The organism is Kitasatospora sp. NPDC093679 (genome assembly GCF_040683455.1).
In the GTDB taxonomy this organism is placed as follows: domain Bacteria; phylum Actinomycetota; class Actinomycetes; order Streptomycetales; family Streptomycetaceae; genus Kitasatospora; species Kitasatospora arboriphila.
Genome location: NZ_JBFBDW010000001.1, coordinates 139,312 through 156,527, shown reverse-complemented (window position 1 = coordinate 156,527; position 17,216 = coordinate 139,312). Strand labels below are relative to the sequence as shown.

At 76.9% G+C, this 17,216-nt stretch carries 16 protein-coding genes; 4 read left to right on the top strand and 12 right to left on the bottom strand.

Going from position 1 to position 17,216, the window contains the following annotated elements:
• Window positions 1–34: 34 nt before the first annotated feature.
• Both AB0O09_RS00700 and AB0O09_RS00695 read right to left on the bottom strand, forming a co-directional pair.
• Entirely contained in the window at window positions 35–466 is a 432-nt protein-coding gene (locus AB0O09_RS00700) for a hypothetical protein (protein ID WP_363538766.1), read from the bottom strand.
• 114 nt (window positions 467–580) lie between these two features.
• Window positions 581–1,252 carry a hypothetical protein gene (locus AB0O09_RS00695; RefSeq protein WP_363538764.1) on the bottom strand — a complete coding sequence of 224 codons (672 nt, stop codon included), beginning with the start codon at window positions 1,250–1,252 and terminating at the stop codon, window positions 581–583.
• Window positions 1,253–1,506: 254 nt separating this feature from the next.
• Between AB0O09_RS00695 and AB0O09_RS00690 the strand changes: the two genes are divergently transcribed.
• On the top strand, window positions 1,507–1,950 hold the full coding sequence (locus tag AB0O09_RS00690; protein WP_363538762.1) for an SsgA family sporulation/cell division regulator: 444 nt from the start codon (window positions 1,507–1,509) through the stop codon (window positions 1,948–1,950).
• A 128-nt stretch (window positions 1,951–2,078) separates the two neighbouring features.
• Here the strand turns inward: AB0O09_RS00690 and AB0O09_RS00685 are convergent, their stop codons facing one another.
• Together AB0O09_RS00685 and AB0O09_RS00680 are read right to left on the bottom strand one after the other, a co-directional pair.
• Window positions 2,079–2,960, bottom strand: coding sequence for an RNA polymerase sigma factor SigF (locus tag AB0O09_RS00685; protein ID WP_363538760.1), 882 nt, complete (start codon window positions 2,958–2,960; stop codon window positions 2,079–2,081).
• 585 nt (window positions 2,961–3,545) lie between these two features.
• On the bottom strand, window positions 3,546–3,962 hold the full coding sequence (locus AB0O09_RS00680) for a hypothetical protein (protein ID WP_363538758.1): 417 nt from the start codon (window positions 3,960–3,962) through the stop codon (window positions 3,546–3,548).
• Between the two features lie 70 nt (window positions 3,963–4,032).
• On the opposite strand from AB0O09_RS00680, the gene AB0O09_RS00675 reads away from it, so the two are divergent.
• A complete protein-coding gene (locus tag AB0O09_RS00675; RefSeq protein ID WP_363538756.1) occupies window positions 4,033–5,316 on the top strand; it encodes an NAD(P)/FAD-dependent oxidoreductase in 1,284 nt (427 codons plus the stop codon).
• A gap of 270 nt (window positions 5,317–5,586) precedes the next feature.
• Here AB0O09_RS00675 and AB0O09_RS00670 read toward each other — a convergent pair whose 3' ends face one another.
• The 8 genes from AB0O09_RS00670 to AB0O09_RS00635 form a co-directional block, all read right to left on the bottom strand.
• Window positions 5,587–6,579 (bottom strand): MerR family transcriptional regulator, encoded by a 993-nt coding sequence (locus AB0O09_RS00670; RefSeq protein ID WP_363538754.1) that lies wholly within the window; start codon window positions 6,577–6,579, stop codon window positions 5,587–5,589.
• A gap of 552 nt (window positions 6,580–7,131) precedes the next feature.
• Window positions 7,132–7,869, bottom strand: a complete 738-nt coding sequence (locus AB0O09_RS00665; protein ID WP_363539245.1) for a DUF1295 domain-containing protein — start codon at window positions 7,867–7,869, stop codon at window positions 7,132–7,134.
• A gap of 56 nt (window positions 7,870–7,925) precedes the next feature.
• Window positions 7,926–9,164, bottom strand: coding sequence for a cyclopropane-fatty-acyl-phospholipid synthase family protein (locus AB0O09_RS00660; RefSeq protein ID WP_363538752.1), 1,239 nt, complete (start codon window positions 9,162–9,164; stop codon window positions 7,926–7,928).
• The gene (locus AB0O09_RS00655; RefSeq protein ID WP_363539243.1) at window positions 9,161–10,414 is read right to left on the bottom strand and encodes a cyclopropane-fatty-acyl-phospholipid synthase family protein; all 1,254 of its coding nucleotides are present in this window, start codon (window positions 10,412–10,414) and stop codon (window positions 9,161–9,163) included. The genes AB0O09_RS00660 and AB0O09_RS00655 overlap by 4 nt, the downstream gene beginning before the upstream one ends.
• A gap of 65 nt (window positions 10,415–10,479) precedes the next feature.
• Entirely contained in the window at window positions 10,480–11,295 is an 816-nt protein-coding gene (locus AB0O09_RS00650; RefSeq protein ID WP_363538750.1) for a DUF1365 domain-containing protein, read from the bottom strand.
• Window positions 11,292–12,623, bottom strand: coding sequence for an FAD-dependent oxidoreductase (locus tag AB0O09_RS00645; RefSeq protein WP_363538748.1), 1,332 nt, complete (start codon window positions 12,621–12,623; stop codon window positions 11,292–11,294). The genes AB0O09_RS00650 and AB0O09_RS00645 overlap by 4 nt, the downstream gene beginning before the upstream one ends.
• Window positions 12,624–12,836: 213 nt before the next feature.
• Window positions 12,837–13,604, bottom strand: coding sequence for an anti-sigma factor (locus tag AB0O09_RS00640; RefSeq protein ID WP_363538746.1), 768 nt, complete (start codon window positions 13,602–13,604; stop codon window positions 12,837–12,839).
• The gene (locus tag AB0O09_RS00635) at window positions 13,601–14,185 is read right to left on the bottom strand and encodes a sigma-70 family RNA polymerase sigma factor (protein ID WP_363538744.1); all 585 of its coding nucleotides are present in this window, start codon (window positions 14,183–14,185) and stop codon (window positions 13,601–13,603) included. Before AB0O09_RS00635 ends, AB0O09_RS00640 begins: the two co-directional genes overlap by 4 nt.
• Before the next feature lie 344 nt (window positions 14,186–14,529).
• Here AB0O09_RS00635 and AB0O09_RS00630 point away from each other — a divergent pair, with 344 nt between their 5' ends.
• Window positions 14,530–15,585 (top strand): spore photoproduct lyase family protein, encoded by a 1,056-nt coding sequence (locus tag AB0O09_RS00630; protein ID WP_359982598.1) that lies wholly within the window; start codon window positions 14,530–14,532, stop codon window positions 15,583–15,585.
• Window positions 15,586–15,636: 51 nt separating this feature from the next.
• The gene (locus tag AB0O09_RS00625; protein ID WP_363538742.1) at window positions 15,637–17,160 is read left to right on the top strand and encodes an SDR family oxidoreductase; all 1,524 of its coding nucleotides are present in this window, start codon (window positions 15,637–15,639) and stop codon (window positions 17,158–17,160) included.
• Window positions 17,161–17,216: the final 56 nt, after the last annotated feature.

Here is a 17,216-nt window from a genome sequence, read left to right as displayed (position 1 = left end):
TCCGGCCGGCCCGCGGGGGCCGGGACGGTCGGGGTCAGGAGGCCAGCAGGCGGTCCAGGACGCCGCGGTAGTCGCGCAGAGCCAGCCGCAGCCGCTCCGTCCCGGCGTCCGGCCCCGCCGGGGTGCCCGGCTCGGTGTGCAGGCCCTCACGGCGCCGGCGGACGGCCTCGGCGACCAGGTCGGCCGCCCGGGCGACGAGTTCGTCGGCGCGCCGCACGGCGTCCGCCGGGTCGTCGACGAAGCCCGCCTGCACGGCCTCCCACTCGGCGGAGACCGTTGCCACCTGCTGCCGGTCGAGCCAGCCGCCGAACCCGTCGCCGGTCTGCGGCGGGTCGGGCAGGTCCGCCCCGGCGACGTCCGCCCGCGGTGACGAGGCGTCGGGCTGGCGGGGGAACGGCACCCGCCGGGCGGGCGCGGGCGCGTCCGGACGGTGGTGCTCGGTGTCGTGCGATCGGTCCTCGGTCATGTCGTTCCTCGCAGGGGTGGTGGGTGGATCGGGTCACCCGCCCGCCCGCCGGGTACGGCCAGGCACGGCGGCAGCCGGACGGACCGGTGGGGGCGGACGGGCGGGGCCGGTCGGTCAGGAGTTGACGGCACGTCGGCCGAACGCCTTCGCCGGGGCCGACGCGCCGGTGGCGGGTGCCGTCCGCTCGGCGTCCGGTGTCCCGGTGCCGAGCGTCTTCGCCGGGGCCGGCCGGGGTGCGGCGGGCCGTTCGGCGGGGGCCGGGTGCTCGCGGCCGAGGACCTCCAGGGTGAGGCCGCGGATCGCCAGCAGCGCGGTCCGCAGCTCCTCGGTGTCGGCGCCGGCGCCGTCGGCGCGGCCGAGGGTCTCCCGGGCCGCGCGGTACGCCGCCAGGCGCCGCGCGTGGTCGACGGACAGCGCCTCGATCCGCCCGGAGGCCGGGTAGCCGACCCGGTCCAGCAGGGACTGCAGCGTCCGCTCCGCCTCGGCGGCCGCCCGCGGCGGGTCCTCGACGAAGAGCACCTGGATTCCCCTGATCGAGGTCGTGAACCGCTCGCGGTCGGCCCCGGGGAGGCCGGTCAGCCGCAGGCCGCGGCGGAGCGCGAGCCGGTCGGCGAGTTCGCGGTCGGTACGGCGGACGTCGCCGCCGTGGCTGCGCAGCGCACGTTCGTACTCGGGTCCGAACCGCGTCCGCAGCCGGCGCGTGCGCACGCGCCGCAGGACGAACGGCGCCGCGGCCGCCGCGGCGGCGCAGAGCAGGACCACGAGGAGGACGGCCACGGTGGACATGGGCTCTCTCCTTCCGGTGGGGTCCGGGCCCGAGGTGGCGTCCGGACGGGCTTCGGCGGTACCGCCTCACCGCTCCCGGCGCGACCAAACCCCCTTGTACAGCAGCCCTGGTGACGGACAGTCGGGGAGTTCGCCGGGGCTGCGGCGGAATCGGCCGGGATCCGCCGTTCCCGCCCCGCATGGACGCCCGGCGGCGGGGCAAGCGCCCTCCGGCGGGCACCGGCCCGGGCCACGCAGGAGCGGAGGGACGCAGCATGGTGGAGACGATCGAACGGCACACGACCGCGCGGATATGCGGGGCCCGGCCGCGGCGGGTGCGCGTGGTGCTGCAGTACCGCACCGACGACCCGTACGCCGTCGCGCTGTGCTTCCCCGGGCCGGCCCGGCTGACGGAGACGCTGGTCGTCGAGGACGGCGGCGCGGTCGAGGACGGCCCGCGGTGGACGGTCGGCCGCGATCTGCTGGCCGAGGGCCGGTACGGCTGCGCCGGGGCGGGCGACCTGCGGGTGCGGCCGGACGAGGACGGCGGGGTGCTGCTGGAGTGGCGCTGCCCGGGCGGCGGCGCGGACGTCCGGCTCGGCACGGCGGAACTCGGCGCCTTCCTGGACCGCACCTACCGCGCCGTTCCCGCGGGCTGCGAGTCCGCCTTCGTCGACTGGCCGCACACCCCCGAGGAATTCCTCCGCCGCATCGTCTGACCGGACCGGGGCCCGTCAGGGGCAGCACCTCAGGGGCGCGGGGACCTGCGCGATCCGGGAGTGGTGCTCCTGACGAGTCCGGCTCACCCCTGGTCCGCCCAGCCACCCGCGCCCCCGGGGCAGGGCCCTCACCCGACGATCATGCCCTCGCGGAGGCGGTTGAGGATCCGCGCCAGCAGTCGCGAGACCTGCATCTGGGAGACGCCGAGGCGGGCTCCGATCTCGGCCTGGGTGAACTCCTCAACGAACCGCATGTGGAGGATCGCCCGGTCCCGCTCGGCGAGTGCGGCGACGAGCGGCTTGAGCGCCTCCAGGTTCTCGACCTTCTCGAGTCCGGGGTCGTGCCGGCCGAGGCGCCGCAGCAGCGAGCCGTCGCCGTCCTCGTCGTCGCTGCCGAGGTCGAGGGAGCCCGCGGTGTGGGCGTTGCGCGCGATCATGCCCTCGACCACCTCGTCCTCGGTGATCTCCAGGTGGGCGGCGAGTTCGGCGACGGTGGCGGGGCGGCCGAGGGACTGCTCCAACAGGTCACTGGCCTTGGCCAGGGCGAGCCGCAGTTCCTGGAGGCGGCGGGGGACGTGGACGGCCCAGGTGGCGTCCCGGAAGAACCGCTTGATCTCGCCGACGATCGTCGGGACCGCCAGGGTCACGAACTCCACGCCGCGCTCCGGGTCGAACCGGTCGATCGCCTTGATCAGGCCGACGGTGCCGACCTGGACGATGTCGTCCATCGGTTCGCCGCTCTGCCGGAACCGCCGGGCGACGTACCGGACGAGGGAGAGGTTCAGCTCGACCAGGGTGCCGCGGACGTAGGAGTACTCGGCGGTGCCCTCCTCGAGGGTCTGCAGCCGGGCGAACAGGGCCGAGGAGAGGACCTTGGCGTCGGCCGGGGCCACTGCCGAGGGGTCGTCGACCACGCGCTGGACCGGCGCCGGGGCCGGGGTGCCCGCGGAGCTCGCGCCTTCGGCGGTCGCTCCGGGCGCGAGGGTCGACCCTTCACTCATCACTGCCATGGCCATTCCTTCCGTGGGTGCGTCGGCGGCTCGCATGCCCGGAGCTTCGGAGCCCAGTCCCCCGAGGATCGATCCTCCACGGAAGAGCCCGGAGGACTTCACGCCTCCTCCACAATCGGCGCCGTTCGTCCACTCCTGACCGGTCCGGCGGTGGCTGCGGGGAGCGGTGCGCAAGCGATGCGTCTGGCAGGCGGTGCGGCGCGGCTGAAGACTCGCGGCAGGGTCCGGCGGGCGGCGGCGGCCCGCCGGTCGCCGGGCCGCCGCCTCGCCGACCCCCGACCCCGTCCGTCACCGCACCGCCGTCCGTCACCGCATCCGCTGTCCGTCACCGCACCGCACGGAGGGGCCGGCCCCATGGCACACCGACCGCAGGCGGAAGGTGCCGTGAGCACGCGGAACGGGCCCGGGGCATCCGCTGCCCGGGCCCGTGCATCCACCGTCGGACCGGCCCGCCGGTCACTGCCGCGCGGCGCGCCGGCTGACCTGCCTGCACTTCTTCCACCCTCCTGCGGACCTCGCGCCCGGGCCATCCGCAGCGTTCACGCAGCGCTCGACGGCCCGCCGGGAGGGGCCCGGAGGCTGCCGTCAGGGCTCCGGATCGGGGACGCGGCCGGGGACGCGGTCGGGCCGCAGCAGCCCGGCGACGGAGAGGGCGCCCCGGCCGAGCGAGACCACCAGGGCGGCCGCCCGGTACCGGGCCGCGGGCAGGCCGGTGACGGCCGGGACGGCCCCGGAGAGCAGGGCGGCGTCGCCGAGGTCGGCGGCGATCCGCAGCAGGGTGGCGGTGCGCAGGCTGCGGTCGTCGGGGGCCAGCAGCATCGCCAGGCCGCAGGCCGCGTCGCGCAGGGCCGGCTGGGAGATGCGGGCGGCGACCGGCGCGGGGACGGCGCCGTCCGGGGCTGCGAGGCCGGAGGGCCGGGCGAGCAGCGCGGGGCGGCGGGTGACGGCCAGGCCGTAGACGGCGGTGGCCGCGCCGGTGAGGCGGAGGAGGGTGCGGTTCACAGGGGCATCCGTACCCGGGGGCGGGCTGCCGTGCACGGGGTGTGCGGCCGAACGGAGAGGAGTCGGTGAGGTGTCTTCGCCGGACGTGGTGGTGGTCGGTGCCGGGCTCGCGGGGCTGGCGTGCGCCCGGGACCTGGTGGCGGCCGGGCTGGAGGTGGCCGTCCTGGAGGCCTCGGACGGGGTGGGCGGGCGGATGCGCACCGACCTGGTCCGCGGGTTCCGGCTGGACCGCGGGTTCCAGGTGTTCAACACCTCCTACCCGCAGGTGCGCCGGCGGTTCGACCTGCGGGCGCTGCGGCTGCACCCGTTCACCGCGGGCTTCGTCCTGGCGGGCGGGCGCGGCCGGTACCGGTTCGCCGATCCGACGCGGCGGCCCGACCTGGCCGGCGACCTGCTGCCCGGCCGGCTCGCCCCGTTCCGGGACGTGGTGGCGCTGGGGCTGCTGAGCGCCCGCGACATGGTGCTGCCGGCCGCCGTGCTGCGGCGCGGCCGGGACGTGCCGACCCGCGGCGCGCTGGTCTCGGCGGGCGTCTCGCCGGAGACCGTGGACGCGGTGCTGCGGCCGTTCCTCGCCGGGGTGTTCCTGGAGGACGGCCTGGAGACGTCGAGCCGGTTCTTCCACCTGGTCTGGCGGAGCCTGCTGCGCGGCACCCTCTGCCTGCCGGAGGCCGGGATCGGCGCGGTGCCCGAGCAGCTGGCGGCCGGGCTGCCGCCGGGCACGGTGGCGCTGGAGTCGCCGGTGGCGGAGCTGACGGACGCGGGGGTGCTGCTCGCGGACGGCACGGAGGTGCCCGCCGGGCGGGTGGTGGTGGCGACCGAGGCTCCGGAGGCGGCGCGGCTGCTGCCCGGGCTGCCGGTGCCGCCCGGGCGTCCGGTGACCACGGTGTACCACGCGGCGCCGGTGTCACCGCTGGCCGAGCCGACGCTGCTGGTCGACACCGACGGCCGGGTGCTGAACAGCGTGGTGCTGTCCGAGGTGGTGCCCGGGTGCTCGGGCGACGGGCGGGCGCTGGTGGCGACCTCGGTGTTGGGGGCGGCGGCCTGGGAGCCGCAGGTACGGGCCCGGCTGGCCGAGCTGTACCGGGTGGACACGGCCGGCTGGGAGCACCTCGCGGACCGCCGGATCCCGTACGCGCTGCCCGCGATGCCGGCCCCGCACCCGCTGACCCGGCCGGCCGCGCTGGGCGGCGGCCGGTTCGTCTGCGGGGACCACCGGGCGACCGGGTCGGTGCAGGGGGCGCTGGCCTCCGGTGCGCGGGCCGCCCGGGAGGTGCTGGCGGACGCGGCGGCCGGGCTCAGGACGGATCCGCTCCCCGGTCGCGTCCGGCGGCGAGCAGTTCGGGCAGGCCGCTGAGCCGGTCGGGTCCGGCCGCGGCGGGGGCGGTGCGGCGGGGGCGGTGCGGTGGGTTGGCGGCGAGCACCTCGCGGTGGCGCGGGCAGCGGGCGTCGACCGCCCCGGCGTCGAGGTCGGCGAACCGGTCGGGCAGGGCTCCCGGTGGCCGAGCCCGTGGCCGTCCGGTACTCCTCGCCGACCTGCTGCACCGCCTGATCGACGGCACCTTGGGCGGCGCCGCACCGGGGACCCGACCCGGCCTCGCCCGGGCACGGGCTCTCCGACGCGGCGTCAGGCGGTGGCCAGCGCCTCCAGGTGGGCCAGGCCCTCGGCGAGGCGGCGGGGGCGGACGGTGCCGGCCATCCGGCCGACCCCGGCCCAGCCGGGACCGCCGAGCAGCACCGCCGGCCGGGCCCGGGCACCGCGCGGGCCCCAGGCGGTCGCGGCGGCCAGCTGGGCGAGGCGGGGGTCCGCGGTGCTCCGGCACTGCGACCAGAGCAGCGCCGCCGACGGGCCGATCCGCCGGACGGCCTCGATCAGGGCGCCGGTCGGCACGGCGGGCCCGAACATCCGGAACGGCACACCCCGCCGGGTCAGTCCGGCGGCGACCGCCTCCAGCGCCAGCGAGTGCAGTTCCCCCGGCATGCCGGCGAGCAGCACCGGCGCCACGGGTGCGGCCGGTTCGGTGCAGCGGGTGGCCTTCCGCAGGGCTCCGGAGATGTGCCAGGACAGCAGGTGCTCCACCTCGACGTACCGCTCGCCCTCGGTGGCCCACTTGCGGCCGACGGCCCGCAGGGCGGGCATCATCACCTCGTCCCAGGCGGTGACCACGCCGAGTTCGGCGACGGCCGCGTCGAGCATCCGCTCCACCACGGGCGCGTCCAGACGGACGGCGGCCCGGCCGAGGCCGCGGCACTCCGGCCGGACGGTGCCCAGCGGCAGCGCCCGGCCGCCGCCCGACTCGCGGGGTTCGTCCGGTCCTGCGGTGTCGCGGACCTCGGAACGACCCTGCGGGACGCGGACGAGGGCGCCGGCCAGGGCGAGCCGGGCGGCCTCGGCGGGCGGCACGCCGTGCGCGGTGAGGCGGCACATGGCCTCCAGCACGGCGACGTCCTGCGGTCGCCAGCGGCGGTGCCGGCCGGCCTCGTGGCCGGACGGGCCGATGCCGTAGCGGCGTTCCCAGGAGCGGACGGTGGTGGGCGAGACGCCGAGTCGGCGGGCCACTCCCCCCGTGGTGATGCTGGCCTCGGCGAGGCTCGCCGTCAGGTCGGTGGGGATCTCCACCCCGGCACGGTACGCCCGCCGCCCGGCCGCCGACCACCGGACACGCCGCCCGCCGCGGGCCGGACGCGCCCGACGTGCCCGCAACGGTGCACAGGCGATGCGAGCTGCCGGACGGCCGGCGCCGTTCCACGGTGGAGGGGACCGGGCTTCGGGCCCGGTGTGGAAGGAGGTCGATCGCCATGGCAGCCGCCGCCCCGACTCCGCGGTCCGTCCTCGCCCACTCCGAACGGACGGCCCGCCTCGGCGATCCGGGGCTCGACCGCAGGCCGCGCCGCGTGCGCGGTACGGCGGGTGCGCCGGTCCGGGGTCCGCGAGTGAACGGCACGGTGCTCCCGGCGTTCGCGGTGGCCGCCGGACCCGCCCGGCGGGCCGCTGCCGCACCTCCTGCGGCAGTCCTGCCCGCCGGCCCGGCCGACCGGGGCTCGGCGGCCGCGTGCCGGCACCCGGCGGGTTCCGGCTCCAGGTTCGGATGACTCGTACTGTTCGGTTGCCGAGAGGCCGGGCGGACGCCGAGGCGCCCGCCCGGAACCGTGCCCGGCCCCGGCGGCGCCCTCAGCGGCGGGGCGGCAGCGGCACGAAGCCGCTGGTGCGCGCCGCGTACTCGGCCCAGCCGGGCTTGTCCGCACCCATCTGGCGTTCCAGCATCGGCTTGCCGCTGCCGAAGGCCAGCAGCCAGGTCATCAGCAGCGGGCTGCCGACGAACGCCCAGCCGATCGGGGTGTCCGCGGCGAGCAGGAAGAGCCCCCACCAGACGCAGGCGTCGCCGAAGTAGTTGGGGTGCCGGGTGTAGCGCCACAGGCCACGGTCCATCACCCGGCCGCGGTTGGCCGGGTCCGCCTTGAAGCGGCTCAACTGCCGGTCGCCGACGGCCTCGAAGAACAGTCCGACCGCCCAGAGCGCGGTGCCCGCCCAGGCGAACGGCCCGGGCCGGCCGGGCAGGTACTGGGCGGCCTGCACCGGCAGCGAGACGAACCAGACCAGGGCGGCCTGCAGCAGGTAGACGATGCGCACGGCGTAGAGCGTGCGGGCCCGGCCGGGCGGGCGGCGGGCGAGCATCCGGGCGTACCGCGGGTCCTCGCCGGTGCCGCGGGCCCGCCGCGCGATGTGCGCGGCGAGCCGGACGCCCCAGAGGGCGGTGAGCACGGTGGCGAGCAGCCGCCGCCCGTCGTCGCCGTACCCGGCCGAGAGCCCGTAGCCGGTGAGCGCGACGGCGGTGAAGGCGAGGCCCCAGGCGACGTCCACGCCGCGGTGCCGGCCGGTGCGCAGCCCGACGGCGAGCGCGGCCAGCATCACCGCGAGGGCGGCGCCGGCGGCCGCCGCGAGGTTGACGGCGAAGGCGGCGGCGTTCACGGGGCCGCCGCGTACCGCACCGCGGGGCCGGCGGGCCGGACGGCGAGGATCTGGTCGACGCCCATCCGCCCCTCGGCGAACGCGAGCGAGCTGCCGGCGGTGTACAACTGCCAGAGCCGGACGGTCGGTTCCCCGACCAGGCCGGTGAAGTCGGCGTGCCGCTCGCGGAGGGTGTCGTACCAGGCGTCGATGGTGCGGGCGTAGTGCTCGCGCATCGCCTCGACCTGCCGGACTTCCAGCCCGGCGCCCTCCAGCAGGTCGACGGTGCGGCCGACCGGGCGCATGTGCATGTCGGGGGCGATGTAGGTCTCGATGAAGGCGCCGCCGCCGGGGGCGTTCGCGCCGCGGGACATCTGCTGCACCAGCAGCCGGCCCTGCGGGCGGAGCAGGCCCCGCAGCCGCCCGGCGAAGGCGGGGTAGTGCCGTTCGCCGACGTGCTCGCCCATCTCGATGCAGCTGATCGCGTCGTACGGCCCGTCCGCGAGGTCGCGGTAGTCCCGCAGCAGCACCTCGACCCGGTCGGCGAGACCGGCTTCGGCGACCAGCGCGGAGGCGAAGGCGTGCTGGCGGCGGGAGAGGGTAACGGCGGTGACCCGGGCGCCGTAGTGCTTGGCGGCGTGCCGGGCGAGGGCGCCCCAGCCGCAGCCGACGTCGAGCAGGCGGCTGCCGGGGCGCAGGTCGAGCTTGCGGCAGACCAGGTCGAACTTGGCGGTCTGCGCGTCCGTCAGGCTCTCGTCGCCGGAGGTCCAGTAGGCGCAGGAGTAGGCCATCGCGGGGCCGAGCAGCAGGGCGTAGAACTCGTTGGAGAGGTCGTAGTGGTGGCTGACGACGGCCCGGTCCCGGCCGCGGCTGTGCAGGGTGCCGCGGACGGCGGCCCGGCCGCCGGGCCGGGCGGGCCGCGGGCCGAGGGCGCCGAGCCGGGCGGCGGCGGCGAGCAGCCGGGGCAGGTCGCGGGCGGACGGGCGGACGGGACCGCGGCCGGCGAGGGCGCGGCGGACGGTGCCGAGACCCTCGGCGAGGTCGCCCTCGACGTCCAGGTCGCCGGTGATGTAGGCGTCGGCGAGGCCGAGTTCGCCGGGCTGCCAGAGCAGCCGGCGCAGCGCGCGGCGGCGGCGCAGCACGACGGTGGGGGTGCCGTCGGGGCCGGCGGTGGACCCGTCCCAGGCGCGGAGCCGGAACGGCAGCGGGCCGAGCAGGTCGGTGAGCAGGGCTTCGAGGCGGTCGGCGGCGGTCACCGGGCGGTCTCCTCGCGGGTGAGCAGGATCTGCCGGACGTCGAGGTAGCCGGTGCGGAACCCGGCCTCGGAGTAGGCGAGGTAGAGCTCCCAGGTGCGGCGGAAGACCTGGTCGAAGTCGAGCGCGGCGACGTCCGCGGCGCGGTCGGTGAAGCGTTCGCGCCACAGCCGCAGGGTCTCGGCGTAGTGCGGGCCGTAGGCGTGGTCGGCGGTGACCCGCAGCGCGGTGTGCCGGGCGGTCGCCTGGTCGATGGCCTGCACGGAGGGGATGAGCCCGCCGGGGAAGATGTACTTGAGGATCCAGGTGTAGGTGTTGCTGCTGGCGATCATGCGGTCGTGCGGCATGGTGATGGCCTGCAGGGCGGCCCGGCCGCCGGGGGCGAGGACGCGGTCGATGGTGCGGAAGTACTCGGGCCAGAACTGCCGTCCGACGGCCTCGATCATCTCCACGCTCACCACGGCGTCGTACTGCCCCTCGGCGGCGCGGTAGTCGCAGAGCCTGACCTCGGCGCGGTCGGCGAGGCCGGCCCCGGCGATCCGGCGGCGGGCGAGGGCGAGCTGCTCCTCGGAGAGGGTGAGGCTGGTGACGCGGGCGCCGCGGGCGGCGGCGCGCAGGGCGAGTTCGCCCCAGCCGGTGCCGATCTCCAGGACGCGGCTGCCGGGGCCGACGGCGGCCAGGTCGAGCAGCAGGTCGATCTTGCGGTGCTGGGCCTGGGGCAGGTCGTCCCAGGTGGCGAGGGGGGCGCCGGAGGGGGTGGTGTCGAAGACCGCGGAGGAGTAGGTCATCGTCCGGTCGAGGAAGATCGCGAAGAGCTCGTTCGACAGGTCGTAGTGGTGGTGGATGTTGCGGCGGGCGTTGTCGGCGGTGGGGAGCACGGCGGCGGGCGGCCGCTGCACGTAGAGGCGGCGCAGCCACTGGGCGCCGGTCGGGACGAGGGTCTCGGGGGCGGTGGCGAGCACGGAGAGCAGGCCGACCAGGTCGGGGGCGTCCCAGTCGCCGGCCTGGTAGGACTCGCCGAAGCCGATCAGGCCGGTGGCGCCGACCCGGGCGAGGAAGTCCGCGGGCCGGTGCAGGCGGAGCACCGGGGCTCCGGGCGGGGCGGCGACCAGCCGGCTGCCGTCGGGCAGTCGGACGTCCAGGCCTCGGCGGTGGGCGACCCGTCGGAGCAGGCGTCCGGCGACGGCGGCGCGCAGCTGCGCACGGGGGACGCGGGCGACGTCGGGCCAGCGGGTCCGGTCGACCTCGGCGATCGGCGGGGCGGCGGGCTCGGCGGCCGGTGCGGCGGCGGGTGCGGTGGGGAGTTCGGCGGGCCGGGTCACGGGGCGGACACCTCTTCTGTGGCGGCGGAACCGGTGCGGTCGTCGGGCAGGGGCCTGGGGCGGGGGTGGACGGGCAGGCCCTTCAGCAGGAGGCGTATGCCCTGGTGGCGGATGTGCACACTGACGGCGAGGGTGGCGAGCGGGTGCCGCAGCGCGGCCCGCAGCAGGGCGGCCGGGCCGGCCGGACGGCGGCGGCCGCGCACGGTGGCGACGAACGGACTCGCGCCGTCGCGTTCCAGACGGACGGTCAGGGCGAGCCGCTCGCCCGGCCGGGGCAGGGCCATCCGGTACCGGCCGTCGACGGGGAAGAACGGCGAGACGTAGAACTCCTTGGCCACCGAGGCGCGGCCGTCGGCGCCGGGCCGCAGCAGGTAGCGGTGGTGGCCGCCGTAGGTGTTGTGCACCTCGGCGACGGTGCACAGCGGGGTGCCGTCGGCGGCGAGGCACCAGTAGACGGTGAGCGGGTTGAAGACGTACCCGAGCGAGCGGGCCTGCGCGAGCATCAGGACCTTGCCGCCGGCGAGGTCGACGCCCTGCCCGGCGAGGTAGCGGGCCAGGTTGCCGCGCAGGGTGCCGCGGGGGTCGCCGGGGTGGTCGGCGGCCCGGAAGCGGGCGAGCGGGCGCAGCGCCCGGGGCAGCACGGGCAGGTGGTCGAGGTCGACCAGCCACAGGTAGGTGCGGTGCCGGAAGGCGTGCCGCACCGGGGCGGTGCGGACGTGGGTGATCGCGCACTCGTACAGGGCGGCACCCCAGGGGCCGGGCAGCGCGGCCGTGCTGCGGCCGGTGTCGGCGGTGGCGGCCGCGGCAGTCATCGGACGCCCGCCGGCAGGCCGGACCGGGCGGCGGCGCCGTCCTCGGCGGGTAGGCCGAGCAGGGCGTGCGCGGCCTGCACCCCGGAGCGGCAGCCGTCCTCGTGGAAGCCCCAGCCGTGGTGGGCGCCGGCGAAGGCGGTGCGGCCGGCGGTGAGTTCGGGCAGCCGGCGCTGGGCGGCGATCGTCTCGGCGGTGTAGACGGGGTGCTCGTAGACGGTGCGGGAGAGGACGTCCTCCTCGGCGAGCGGGTCGTGCCGGTCGGCGTTGAGCGTCACCAGGTAGTCCTCGGCGGTGTCGAGGCCGAGCAGCCGGTTGAGGTGGTAGCTGACCTGGACACTCTCGGCGCTGCCGCCGCAGTCGGCCATCCGGTAGTTCCAGGAGGCGCGGGCCCAGGCGGCCCGGGGCAGCCGGGAGGCGTCGCGGTGCAGCACGGTGGGGTTGCGGGAGTAGCGGAAGGCGCCGAGCACCTCGCGTTCGGCGCGGGTCGGGCGGGCGAGCAGGGCGAGCGCCTGGTCGGCGTGGGTGGCGACCACCACGGCGTCGGCGGCGGTGCGGCGGCCGTCCGCGGTGGTGATCTCCACGCCGTCGTGGTGGCGGTGCACCGCGGTGACGGGGGCCGAGCGGTGGACGGCGGTGAGGCGTTCGGCGATCCGCTCGACGTAGGTGCGGGAGCCGCCGACCACGGTGCGCCAGGTCGGCGAGCCGGTGACGCCGAGCATGCCGTGGTTCTCCAGGAAGGCGAAGAGGTAGCGGGCCGGGTAGTCGCCGGCCAGATCGGGGGCGCAGGACCAGACGGCGGCGACCACCGGGGTCATGAAGTGGCTGGTGAAGTACCGGGAGAAGCCGCCCTCGTCGAGGAATCGGCGCAGCGAGGGGTCGCCTGCGCCGGGGTCGGCGAGCAGCCGGCGGGCGCGGCGGTGGAAGCGCGGCACCTCGGCGAGCATCCGCAGGTAGCGGCCGCGGAGCAGGGCGTCGGGGCGGGCGAGCAGTCCGGCGGGGCCGCGGGCTCCGGCGTACTCCAGGCCGCAGCCGCGGCACTGGACGGACATGCTCATGTCGCTCTCGCGGGTCTGCACGCCGAGTTCGCGGAACAGCCGCACCAGGTGCGGGTAGGTGCGGTGGTTGTGCACCAGGAACCCGGTGTCGAGCGGCACCTCCCGGCCGTCGGCGCCCACGGCGCTCTGGGTGTGGGCGTGCCCGCCGAGCCGGGCCTGCGCCTCGAAGAGGTGCACGTCCACACCGGCCCGCCGGAGTTCGTGGGCGGCGGTCAGCCCGGCCACTCCGCCGCCGACCACGGCGACGGTGCGGCCCGCGGGCGCCGGCCGCACGCGTACTCCGCCCGCCGGTTGCGGCACTGTTCCGGACACTGTCACGGGGCCCCCTCCACTGCACGGGCCCGCACTGCCGGCGGGCCGCTCCTTCACTGGCCACCGGTACTTCGGAGCGGTGCGCCGGGCGGATTGCCCTCGGTCGGTGCGGAGTTGTCGCGGCGGGCGGACGGGCCGGCACCCGCCCCCGCGGACGGGGGCAGGTGCCCGCGCTCAGCTGAACGGCAGCAGCATCACCGGCGTGCCGCTCGGGTGCGCCGAGCCGCCCTCCGGCTCCACCGTCACGCCGACGCCGACCGCGCCGTTCAGCGGCCCCTGCAGCAGCAGCGAACCGCCGGAGGCCGACATCAGTCCGGCCGGCCGCATCGTCCCGGCGTCGTCGAACCACAGCTCGTAGGTCTTGCCGGCGGGCAGCGCCGGCATCCCGGAGGCCAGGAACCCGGCCTGGCCGCGGCTCTGCGACCAGACCACCGTGCCGACGCCGGGGCCGGCGGTCGCGGTCGCCGTCCGGGCGTCCGGCGCGGTCAGCAGGCTGCCGAACGCGGCCTGCTGGGACTGCAGTTGCGCGGCCCGCGCATCGGCCTCGTCGGCCCGCCGGCTCTGGTCGACCGCGAGGCCGCCGAGCGCCGCGGCCAGCGCCACCGACGCCGCCAGCGCGAGCTTCGGCCAGTGCCGGACGATCTTGCTCCGGCGGTGGCGCCCGGTCGGCTGCGGCGGCACCTCCGGGGGCGGCACCACGGACGGCGGCGCGAGCTGGCGGACGGACCCGATGCCCGCCATCACCCGGGCCCGCAGCTCGGCCGGCGGCGTCTCGGCCTCCGCGGCACCGAGGCGCGCCAGGGTGGCGGCGAACTCCCGGACCTCCAGCGCGCAGGCCTCGCACAGGGCCAGGTGGCGCTCGAACTCCGCCAGCTCCGGCCCCTCCAGGGCATGGGCCGCGTACGCGCCGGTCAGCGTGTGCAGTTCGGCTCCGCCGGTCACGACTCCACCCCCAGGCAGTCCCGCAGCCGGATCAGACCGTCCCGCATCCGGGTCTTCACGGTGCCCAGCGGCGCGCTCAGCATGTCCGCCACCTCACGGTACGAGTAGCCCCGGTAGTAGGCCAGGGTGACGGCCTGGCGCTGGAGCTCGGTCAGCATCCTCAGACAGCGCCGCACCTGCTCGCGCTCCAGGCGGCCCTCCACCTGCTCGGCGACCTCGTCGAAGGCCGGCACGTGCGAGCGGGCGGCGACCCGCTGCTCCCGGTCGGCCGTCGCCTGCGCGGAGCGGACCCGGTCGACCGCCCGGCGGTGCGCCATCGTCAGCACCCAGGACATCACCTCGCCGCGGTCCGGCTGGTAGCGGGCGGCCGTCCGCCACACCTCCAGCATCACCTCCTGGGTCACCTCCTCCGACTGCGCCGGGTCCCGCAGCACCCGGCGCACCAGGCCGAAGACCGGGCCCGCCACCACGTCGTACAGCCGCCCGAACGCGTCCTGGTCGCCGAACGCCACCTGGGCGAGGAGCTCCTTGAGGTCCGGGCCGCGGCGCTGCGGACCGGACAGGTGGACCACCGTGCTCAATCCGCCACCCCGCTCGGTCGGGCGGCGCGGACCGCCGGTCGGGCCGGGCAGGCGTGCGGCCTGCCCGTCGGACGGATGACGGGCATCGGGAACCTCCGGGTCGTCGGTGGGACCGCACCGTCCTCGGGCGGCGGCGGTCGTCGGGCACGGTTCATTCGGAACCGGACGCCCGCCGGATTGCCCGCGGGCCGCACCAGCATGGCGGAACCCGCCCGCCCGCACACCGCTCCGGACGGAAGGACCGGAACCCATCCGATCCGCGGCCGGCTCCGAAGCACCGCGCGCGAGACCGTCCGCCCCCGAACCGCCCGGAGACCTTCACCGTGCCCACCGACCGCCGCCCGATGCCGCTCTTCCACGTCCGGGAGATCTTCGCCGAACCGGCGGCCGCCGCCTCCCCGCGCGGCCGGCAGGTGCTGGAACGCTTCCCCGGCGCCCGGGTGGTCGAGGTCGACTCGCACTGGCGGATCCCGCACCTGCACGGCAACGCCGGGAACGTCGAACGCTGGGCGCGGATCAAGAGCGAGGTCCTGGTCCTCGGGGTGAAGAAGACCCTCGCCGCCCGGCCCAACGGCCGCTCCGCCGACTGGATCGCCCCCAGCTCCGCCAACGGCTGCGCGCTGGCCTGCGCCTACTGCTACGTACCGCGCCGCAAGGGCTACGCCAACCCGATCACCGTCTTCACCAACATCGACCGGATCGTCGCCCACCTCGCCGGCCACGTCCGCCGGCAGGGCCGCAAGCCCGCGCCCAACCAGTGCGACCCCACCGCCTGGGTGTACGACATCGGCGAGAACAACGACTGCTCGGTGGACGCCCTGATCTGCGACAACACCGCCGACCTGGTCCGCGCCTTCCGCGGGTGGCCGACCGCCAAGGCCTCCTTCGCCACCAAGTGGGTCAACCGCGACCTGCTCGCCCTCGACCCGCGCGGCCGCACCCGGATCCGCTTCTCGCTGATGCCGCCCGCCGACGCCCGGCTGCTGGACGTCCGCACCACGCCCGTCCCCGAGCGGATCGCCGCCGCCGGCGACTTCCTCGACGCCGGGTACGAGGTGCACTTCAACCTCTCCCCCGTCGTCCTGCGCGCCGGCTGGCAGCGCGACTGGGCCGAGCTGCTGCACCGGATGGACGACATGCTGCCCGCCGCCGTGAAGGCGCAGGCCGCGGCGGAGATCATCATGCTGACCCACAACCGTGAACTGCACGAGGTCAACCTCGGCTGGCACCCCAAGGCCGAGGAGCTGCTGTGGCGGCCCGCCCTCCAGGAGGCCAAGACCTCCGGGAACGGCGCCCGCAACGTCCGCTACCGGGCCGCGGGCAAGGCGGCGGCGCTCGCCGAGCTCCGCGGCCTGATCGACCGGCACGCGCCCTGGCTCAGGGTGCGGTACGCCTTCTGACCGACCGTCCAGCGGCCACCGCCCGGTGGCCCACCGCCCCCGGGAGGACCGATGACCGACCAGCCCGCCCGGCCGCCGCGCTGCCTGGTGACCGGCGCCACCGGGTACATCGGCGGCCGCCTGGTGCCCGAACTCCTCGCGGCCGGCCGCACCGTGCGCTGCCTGGTCCGCGACCCCCGACGGCTGCGCGACCACCCCTGGCGGGCCCGGGTGGAGACCGCGACCGGCGACGTCACCCGGCCGGACACCCTGACCGCCGCCTTCGAGGGCGTCGACACCGCCTACTACCTCGTCCACTCCCTCGGCACCGGCCCCGGCTTCGAACGCACCGACCGCGAGGCCGCCCGGGCCTTCGGCGCGGCCGCCGCCCGGGCCGGCGTCCGGCGGATCGTCTACCTCGGCGGACTCGTGCCCGCCGGCGTCCCCGCCGACGAACTCTCCCCGCACCTGCGCTCCCGCGCCGAGGTCGGCCGGGTGCTGCGCGCCAGCGGGGTGCCCACCGCCGAACTGCGCGCCGCGGTCATCATCGGCTCCGGCTCCGCCTCCTTCGAGATGCTCCGCTACCTCACCGAACGGCTGCCCGTGATGGTGACGCCCAGCTGGGTCGGCACCCGGATCCAGCCGATCTCCGTCCGTGACGTGCTGCGCTACCTGGTCGCCGCCGCCGACCTGCCGCCCGAGGTCAACCGGGCCTTCGACATCGGCGGCCCCGACGTCCTGACGTACCGCCGGATGATGCTCCGCTACGCGGCCGTCGCCGGCCTGCCCCGCCGGCTGATCGTCCCGGTGCCCGTCCTCACCCCCCGGCTCTCCGGCCTCTGGGTCGGCCTGGTCACCCCCGTCCCCAACTCCATCGCCCGGCCGCTCGTCGAATCCCTGCGGCACGAGGTCGTCTGCGCCGAGCACGACATCGCCCGGTACGTCCCCGACCCGCCCGAACAGACCGCGCCCGGCCTCGACCGGCCGGTGCACGGCCTGATCGGCTTCGACGACGCCGTCCGCCTCGCCCTGCGCCGCATCCGCGACGCCCAGGTCACCACCCGCTGGTCCTCCGCCTCCCTGCCCGGCGCCCCCAGCGACCCGCTGCCCACCGACCCCGACTGGGCCGGCGGCAGCCTCTACCAGGACGTCCGCGAACTGCGCGTCGACGCCGCACCGGAATCCGTCTGGCGGGTCGTCGAAGGCATCGGCGGCGAGAACGGCTGGTACTCCTTCCCGCTCGCCTGGGCCCTGCGGGGGTGGGCGGACCGCGCGGTCGGCGGGGTCGGGCTGCGGCGCGGGCGACGCGACCCGGCCCGGCTGCGGGTCGGCGACTCGCTGGACTTCTGGCGGGTCGAGGAGATCGAACCGGGGCGGCTGCTGCGGCTGCGGGCCGAGATGCGGCTGCCCGGCCCGGCCTGGCTGGAACTCTCGGTCACCCCCGACGGCAACGGCGGCGCCCTCTACCGCCAACGGGCCCTCTTCCACCCCCACGGCCTCGCCGGCCACGCCTACTGGTGGTCCGTCGCCCCCTTCCACGCCGTCGTCTTCGGCGGCATGGCCCGCAACATCACCGAACGCGCCCAGGCCGCCTGAGAGGCGGCCCCCGGGGGCGCGGGGAACCGCGCGATCCGGATTGGCGAGCTCTTCAG

Excerpts from the sequence above, each read along its gene's own strand:
- AB0O09_RS00700 (WP_363538766.1), bottom strand. The coding sequence starts at position 466 with ATGACCGAGGACCGATCGCACGACACCGAGCACCACCGTCCGGACGCG.
- AB0O09_RS00695 (WP_363538764.1), bottom strand. The coding sequence starts at position 1,252 with ATGTCCACCGTGGCCGTCCTCCTCGTGGTCCTGCTCTGCGCCGCCGCG.
- AB0O09_RS00690 (WP_363538762.1), top strand. The coding sequence starts at position 1,507 with ATGGTGGAGACGATCGAACGGCACACGACCGCGCGGATATGCGGGGCC.
- AB0O09_RS00685 (WP_363538760.1), bottom strand. The coding sequence starts at position 2,960 with ATGGCAGTGATGAGTGAAGGGTCGACCCTCGCGCCCGGAGCGACCGCC.
- AB0O09_RS00665 (WP_363539245.1), bottom strand. The coding sequence starts at position 7,869 with ATGCTGGCCGCGCTCGCCGTCGGGCTGCGCACCGGCCGGCACCGCGGC.
- AB0O09_RS00650 (WP_363538750.1), bottom strand. The coding sequence starts at position 11,295 with ATGACTGCCGCGGCCGCCACCGCCGACACCGGCCGCAGCACGGCCGCG.
- AB0O09_RS00630 (WP_359982598.1), top strand. The coding sequence starts at position 14,530 with ATGCCGCTCTTCCACGTCCGGGAGATCTTCGCCGAACCGGCGGCCGCC.
- AB0O09_RS00625 (WP_363538742.1), top strand. The coding sequence starts at position 15,637 with ATGACCGACCAGCCCGCCCGGCCGCCGCGCTGCCTGGTGACCGGCGCC.